Origin of the sequence: Micromonospora rosaria, assembly GCF_001567585.1 — a bacterium.
GTDB classification, from domain to species: Bacteria; Actinomycetota; Actinomycetes; order Mycobacteriales; family Micromonosporaceae; genus Micromonospora; species Micromonospora rosaria.
Map to the genome: position 1 here is coordinate 1 of NZ_LRQV01000221.1, position 6,689 is coordinate 6,689.

The 6,689-nt window shown below is 72.3% G+C and carries 2 protein-coding genes and 2 pseudogenes; 2 read left to right on the forward strand and 2 right to left on the reverse strand.

The features are described 5' to 3' along the window. Positions 1–579: pseudogene (locus AWW66_RS30795) on the forward strand (hypothetical protein); the annotation flags it as partial. Between the two features lie 65 nt (positions 580–644). Then, a complete protein-coding gene (locus tag AWW66_RS30800; RefSeq protein ID WP_067373965.1) occupies positions 645–2,117 on the forward strand; it encodes a cryptochrome/photolyase family protein in 1,473 nt (490 codons plus the stop codon). Positions 2,118–2,153: 36 nt separating this feature from the next. On the opposite strand, the gene AWW66_RS30805 is transcribed toward AWW66_RS30800, so the two are convergent. Beyond that, positions 2,154–2,846, reverse strand: coding sequence for a lysophospholipid acyltransferase family protein (locus tag AWW66_RS30805; protein WP_067373970.1), 693 nt, complete (start codon positions 2,844–2,846; stop codon positions 2,154–2,156). A gap of 207 nt (positions 2,847–3,053) precedes the next feature. Continuing rightward, positions 3,054–6,228: pseudogene (gene ileS, locus AWW66_RS30810) on the reverse strand (isoleucine--tRNA ligase). Positions 6,229–6,689 lie beyond the last annotated feature (461 nt).

Genomic DNA, 6,689 nt, shown 5'->3' on the forward strand with positions numbered 1-6,689 from the left:
CCACCGCCCGCCGCACCCCGCCGACGCCGCCGGTGGCCGTTGCGGATGTTCATGACGTTCCTGCTCACCGTGGCCTGCTGCTGCGGCTGCCCGGCGTACTTCGGCAAGCCGGTCTGGGACCAGTACCCGGCCAGCGCGAGCCTGCCCACCGAGGTCGCCGACCTGCGCCTGCGCCCCGACGGCGACGAGACGGTGCGCCGGCTGGAGACGGGCTTCGCCGAGGCGCACGTGTTGGCCACCGACAGGTTCGGCGGCCTCTACACCACCCGCGACGGCAAGCGGGTGACGGTGGTCGGCGGCACCGGCCTGCGGCTGACCCCGGAGAGCGACGCCGAGGGTGAGATCGAGCGGCTGACCGGCGACTACCAGCTCGGCGAGGCGACGGTGGTGGAGACCGGCGTCCGGGGACGGCACGTGCGCTGCGCCACCGGCCGCGCCGACGGCACCGCCGTGGTGGTCTGCACCTCGGTCGACCACGGCAGCATCACCACCGCGGTCTTCACCCGGCTCTCCGTGGACGACAGCGCCGCCCTGCTCGGCACGCTCCGCAGTCAGATCATCACCGTGGAACAGGCGTGATACCCACGACGTAAGGTTCTCACTTCTTGCCCACCCGGAACCGGCCCCCGGGCCACCATCAGGACATGTCGCGGCGCTGGCTCTTCGCCGACCAGCTGGGGCCGCACTTCCTCGACGACCGGCACCAGCCGGTGCTGCTGATCGAGTCGAAGGCGGTCTTCCGGCGTCGGGTCTTCCACCGGCAGAAGGCGCACCTGGTGCTCTCCGCCCTGCGTCACCGCGCGGCGGAACTCGGCGACCAGGCACGCTACCTGCGCGCCGAGACGTACCGCGACGGGCTGCGCCGGGTCCGCGAGCCGCTGGAGGTCTGCCACCCCACCTCCCGGCGGGCGCTGGACTTCGTCCGGCGGCAGGAGCGGGTGAGCGTGCTGCCGGCGCGCGGCTTCGTCACCGGCCTCGACGACTTCGCCGACTGGGCCGACGCCCGGCGGGGCCCGCTGCGACTGGAGACGTTCTACCGGTTCGCCCGGCAACGGCACGACGTGCTGGTCGAGGGGGACGAGCCGACGGGCGGCCGGTGGAGCCTCGACCAGGGGAACCGGCAACCGCCGCCGAAGGACGCCGACCACCTGCCGGTACCGGCCCCGCCGATGCCCCGCGAGGACGACATCGACGCCGAGGTCCGGGCCGACCTGGACCGCTGGGAGCGGGAGGGCATCCGGTTCGCCGGGCAGGACGGGCCGCGCCGGTTCCCGGTGACCCGCAGGGAGGCCCAGGCACGCCTGCGGCACTTCCTGCGGCACCGGCTGCCGCTGTTCGGCCCGTACGAGGACGCGATGCGCTCCACCGACCCGTGGCTGGCGCACAGCACGCTCTCCTCCTCGTTCAACCTGGGTCTGCTACATCCGATGGAGGCGATCCGGGGCGCGGAGCAGGCGTACCGCGCGAAGGCGGCGCCGCTGCCCAGCGTGGAGGGTTTCGTCCGGCAGCTCCTCGGCTGGCGGGACTTCGTCTGGAACCTGTACTGGTACCACGACGCCGGCTGGCGCGACAGCAACGCGCTGGCCGTCCGGCGCACCGTACCCGCCTGGTGGCAGGAGCTGGACGCCGACGCGGTCCGGGCGCACTGCCTCACCGACGTGCTGGGCGGGGTCCGGGAGCACGGCTGGGTGCACCACATCCCCCGGCTGATGGTGCTCGGCAACTACGCCCTGCAACGCGGCTGGCGCCCCGCCGAGCTGGTGGACTGGTTCCACCGCAACTTCGTCGACGGGTACGAGTGGGTGATGACCGGCAACGTCATCGGCATGAGCCAGTACGCCCACCTCGGTCAGCTGACCACCAAGCCGTACGCCTCCGGCGGGGCGTACATCAACCGGATGAGCGACTACTGCGGCGGCTGCCCGTACGACCCGAAGCGCCGCCTCGGCGACACCGCCTGCCCGTTCACCGCCGGGTACTGGTCGTTCCTGCACCGCAATCGGCAGCGGATCACGGGCAACGCCCGGCTGGCCCGGTCGATGAAGCAGCTCGACCGGCTCACCGACGTCGACGCGGTGCTCGCGCAGGAGAAGCAGCGCGGCGACGCCGCCCCGTGACGACCGGAGGCGGTCCGCCGGTGCCGGCGGGCCGGGTCAGGCGGGGGCCTCGCCCGGGGTGGGCTCGTCGCGCTTGGGCGCGTAGCGGGGGACGTACTCCTGGCCGGTGAGCTTCTGGATCTCGCTCATCAGCTCGTCGGTCATCTCCCGCAGCGAGGTCCGGTCGTCCGGCCGGCCGGTGAAGTCCAGCGGCTTGCCGAACCGTACCGTGATCTTGCCGGCGCCCGGTCGGGGCACCCGCGCGCCGATCGGCTGGACCTTCTCCGTGCCGATCATGCCGACCGGGACGATCGGCACCCCGGCGGCCACGGCCAGCCGGGCCGCGCCGGTGCGTCCCCGGTAGAGCCGGCCGTCCGGCGACCGGGTCCCCTCCGGGTAGATGGCCACCTGGTCACCGCCCCGCAGGGCGGGGATGGCCGCGTCGAACGCCGACAGCGCCGCCCGCCCGCCGGCCCGCTCGACCGGGATCGCGCCGAGGCCGGTCAGCACGAACCGGGTGAACGTGCCCTTCACGCCGGGGCCCTTGAAGTACTCCGACTTCGCCCAGAAGGCCAGGTGCCGGGGGACCACCGCGCCGAGGAACAGCTCGTCGGCGACCGAGAGGTGGTTGCCGGCGAAGATCGCGCCCCCGGACTTCGGGATGTGCTCCAGCCCCTCCACGGTGGGACGGAAGGCCAACCGCAGCGCGGGCCCCACGGTGAGCTTGCCGATCGTGTAGAGCAGCGGCACTGGTCCTCCGGACGGTCGTACCCCAACAGGCGGTGTGGTTGGCCGAGCGCTGTCACGTTAGCCGACGCCGTCACGCCCGCCCGACCGGGCCACCGTGCCGCCCGCTCCGTGTCCACGGCCTCCGGACGCACGTCGGCGCGCCGGGAACGCGGTTAAGAAGGGGCCCCTTCTCTACCGGAAACGTTAATAAGGGGCCCCTCCTTACACCTACAGGCGGCGGACGGCGACGGTCACCTGCTCGCCGTCACCGACCTCGCCGGTGAAGCCCTCGACCTCGTCGGCGAAGTCGACCGACTCGGCCAGCACCTCCCGGGCGACGAAGTCGGTGTACGCCGACACCGCCGCGCGGACCGTCTCGGAGGCGGCGAGCAGCAGCACGATCCGGTCCGAGACGTCCAGGTCGGCGTCGCGGCGGGCCTGCTGCACCACCCGGACCACGTCCCGGGCCAGCCCCTCGGCGGCCAGTTCCGGGGTGACCTCGGTGTCCAGCACCACCACGCCCTCGCCGGCCGGCAGCGGCGCGGAGTGCTCCGCGTCGGCGGCGACCAGGCGCAGCTCGTACTCGCCTTCGGCGAGGGTGACCCCGGCGGCGACCGGGGCGCCGTCGACCAGCTCCCAGTCACCCGCCTTGACCGCCCGGATCACCTGCTGCACCTGCTTGCCGACCCGGGGGCCGAGCGCCCGGGGCACCACCGTCAGCACCTGCTGGCAGTAGCTGGCGACCGCCGTGGAGAACTCGACCTCCTTCACGTTGACCTCGTCGGCGACCAGGTCGGCGAAGGGACGCAGCGCCTCGGCCCGGGGCGAGGCCACGGTCAGCCGCGCCAGCGGCAGCCGTACCCGTAGCCCCTTGGCCTTGCGCAGCGACAGCGCCGCCGAGCAGACCTCCCGGGTCGCGTCCATCGCGGCGACCAGCTCGTGGTCGGCCGGGAACTCGTCGGCCGACGGCCAGTCGGTCAGGTGCACCGACCGCTCGCCGGTCAGCCCGCGCCAGATCTCCTCGGAGGTCAGCGGGGCCAGCGGCGCCACCACCCGGCAGAGCGTCTCCAGCACCGTGGCGAGGGTGTCGAACGCGTCCGCGTCACCGGACCAGAACCGGTCCCGCGACCGGCGCACGTACCAGTTGGTCAGCGCGTCCAGGTACGACCGGACGGTGGCGCAGGCACCGGAGATGTCGTACGCGTCCATCTGCCCCTGGACGGTCTCGACCAGTTCCCGCGTCTTCGCCAGCACGTACCGGTCGAGCAGGTGGCGGGCGGCGGGGCCGCCGCCGGTCGGCTCAGTGTCGACCTTCCGCTTGGCCCGGTGGCCGGCGGCGTTGGCGTAGAGCGAGAAGAAGTACCAGACGTTCCACAGCGGCAGCAGCACCTGCCGGACGGCGTCCCGGATGCCCGCCTCGGTCACCGCCATGTCCCCGCCCCGCAGCACCGGCGAGGACATCAGCATCCAGCGCATCGCGTCCGACCCGTAGGAGTCGAAGACGTGGTACACGTCCGGGTAGTTGCGCAGGCTCTTGGACATCTTGCGCCCGTCCGAGCCGAGCAGGATGCCGTGGCTGAGGCAGTTGCGGAACGCCGGCCGGTCGAACAGCGCGGTGGCCAGCACGTGCATGGTGTAGAACCAGCCCCGGGTCTGCCCGATGTACTCCACGATGAAGTCGCCCGGGTAGTGGTGCTCGAACCAGTCCCGGTTCTCGAACGGGTAGTGCACCTGGGCGAAGGGCATCGACCCGGACTCGAACCAGCAGTCCAGCACCTCCGGCACCCGGCGCATGGTCGAGCGGCCGGTCGGGTCGTCCGGGTTGGGGCGGGTCAGCTCGTCCACCGCCGGCCGGTGCAGGTCGGTCAGGCGTACCCCGAAGTCCCGCTCGATCTCGGCCAGCGAGCCGTACACGTCGACCCGGGGGTAGGCCGGGTCGTCGGAGCGCCACACCGGGATCGGCGAGCCCCAGAACCGGTTGCGGCTGATCGACCAGTCCCGGGCGTTGGCCAGCCACTTGCCGAACGAGCCGTCCTTGATGTGCCCGGGGGTCCAGTTGATCTGCTGGTTCAGCTCGACCATCCGGTCCTTGAACCGGGTCACCGCGACGAACCACGACGACACCGCCTTGTAGACCAGCGGGGTGTCGCAGCGCCAGCAGTGCGGGTAGGAGTGGGTGTAGGTGTCCTGCTTGAGCACCACCCCCCGCTCCTTGAGCTGCCGGATCACCGGCTTGTTGACGTCGAAGACCTGCTCGCCCTCGAAGGGCGGGACCAGGGCGGTGAACCGGGTGTGGTCGTCGACGGTGACGATGGTCGGGATGCCGGCCGCGTTGCAGACGTTCTGGTCGTCCTCGCCGAAGGCCGGGGCCAGGTGCACCACCCCGGTACCGTCCTCGGTGGTGACGAACTCCGCCCCGAGCACCTGGTACGCGTTCTCCCCGGCCTGCTCGACCAGGAAGTCGTAGAGCGGCGTGTACCGGCGTCCGACCAGGTCCCGGCCGTACACCGTGCCGACCTGCTCGTACCCCTCCAGCTCCTTGGCGTACGCGGCGACCCGGGCCGCGCCCACCACGTACCGCTGGCCCGTCGCGCTCCAGCACCGCGTACTCGATGTCCGGGCCGACGGCGAGCGCCAGGTTCGACGGCAGCGTCCACGGCGTGGTGGTCCAGACGCCGACCCGCACCGGCCCGCGCACCGGCTCCGGGGCGGACTCGTCACCGGTCAGCTCGAACCAGACGGTCAGCGTCGGGTCGTGCCGGTCCCGGTAGACGTCGTCCATCCGGGTCTCGGTGTTCGACAGCGGCGTCTCGCAGCGCCAGCAGTACGCCAGAACCCGGAAGCCCTCGTAGACCAGCCCCTTGTCGTGCAGGGTCTTGAAGGCCCACATGACGCTTTCCATGTAGTCCAGGTCGAGGGTCTTGTAGTCGTTGCCGAAGTCGACCCAGCGGGCCTGCCGGGTGACGTACCGCTCCCAGTCGTGGGTGAACTCCAGCACCGAGGTGCGGCACGCCTCGTTGAACCGGGCCACCCCCAGGTCGAGGATCTCCGCCTTGGTGGTGATGCCGAGCTGCTTCTCGGCGACCACCTCGGCGGGCAGGCCGTGGCAGTCCCAGCCGAACCGCCGCTCGACGTGCCGGCCGCGCATGGTCTGGTAGCGCGGCACCACGTCCTTGACGTACCCGGTGAAGAGGTGGCCGTAGTGCGGCAGGCCGTTGGCGAAGGGGGGGCCGTCGTAGAAGACGTACTCGTTGTTCCCGTCCACCCCGGCCGGCCGCGCCTCGACGGAGGCCTCGAAGGTCTTGTCGGCCGTCCAGTGCTCCAGCACCCCGCGCTCGACCGCGGGCAGGTCGGGGCTCGCCGGCACACCGGCGGCAGTCGGGTCGTGCAACGGATAGGCCATCGGGGGTCGCTCTCCTCGTGCAGCTCACTGTCGTGTGGGTCTGCGAGGACGAACCCGGACCGGGTACGTCGTGCCGACGCCCCCGGGACAGGCCCGCGGTACCACCCCGCTTGGCGGCCGAGATCGACCGCCCGCTCGTTGGCCGGCTGTGACGGGCCGGACCCGTCCGGTTCTACTCGGGCGCGGACGCCCTTTCTTCCGGAGGCTCCCCGGTGATGGCCGGATCGTCGCCACTGTCCCGCCCAGCCTACTCGACCCCACCCCACCCCCGCCCCCGACTAAACCCCCACCCCCACCCCCACCCCATCCCACCCCCACCCTCGGGCGTTGATCATGGAGTTGGCGGCGGCCCACCGCATGACCGGGACCGCCAACTCCATGATCACCGGCGGCGGATGGGGGTGGGCGGGGGGCGGGGGTGGGTGGGGGCGGGCGGGGGGTGGTGGGGGTCACAGGGGGGG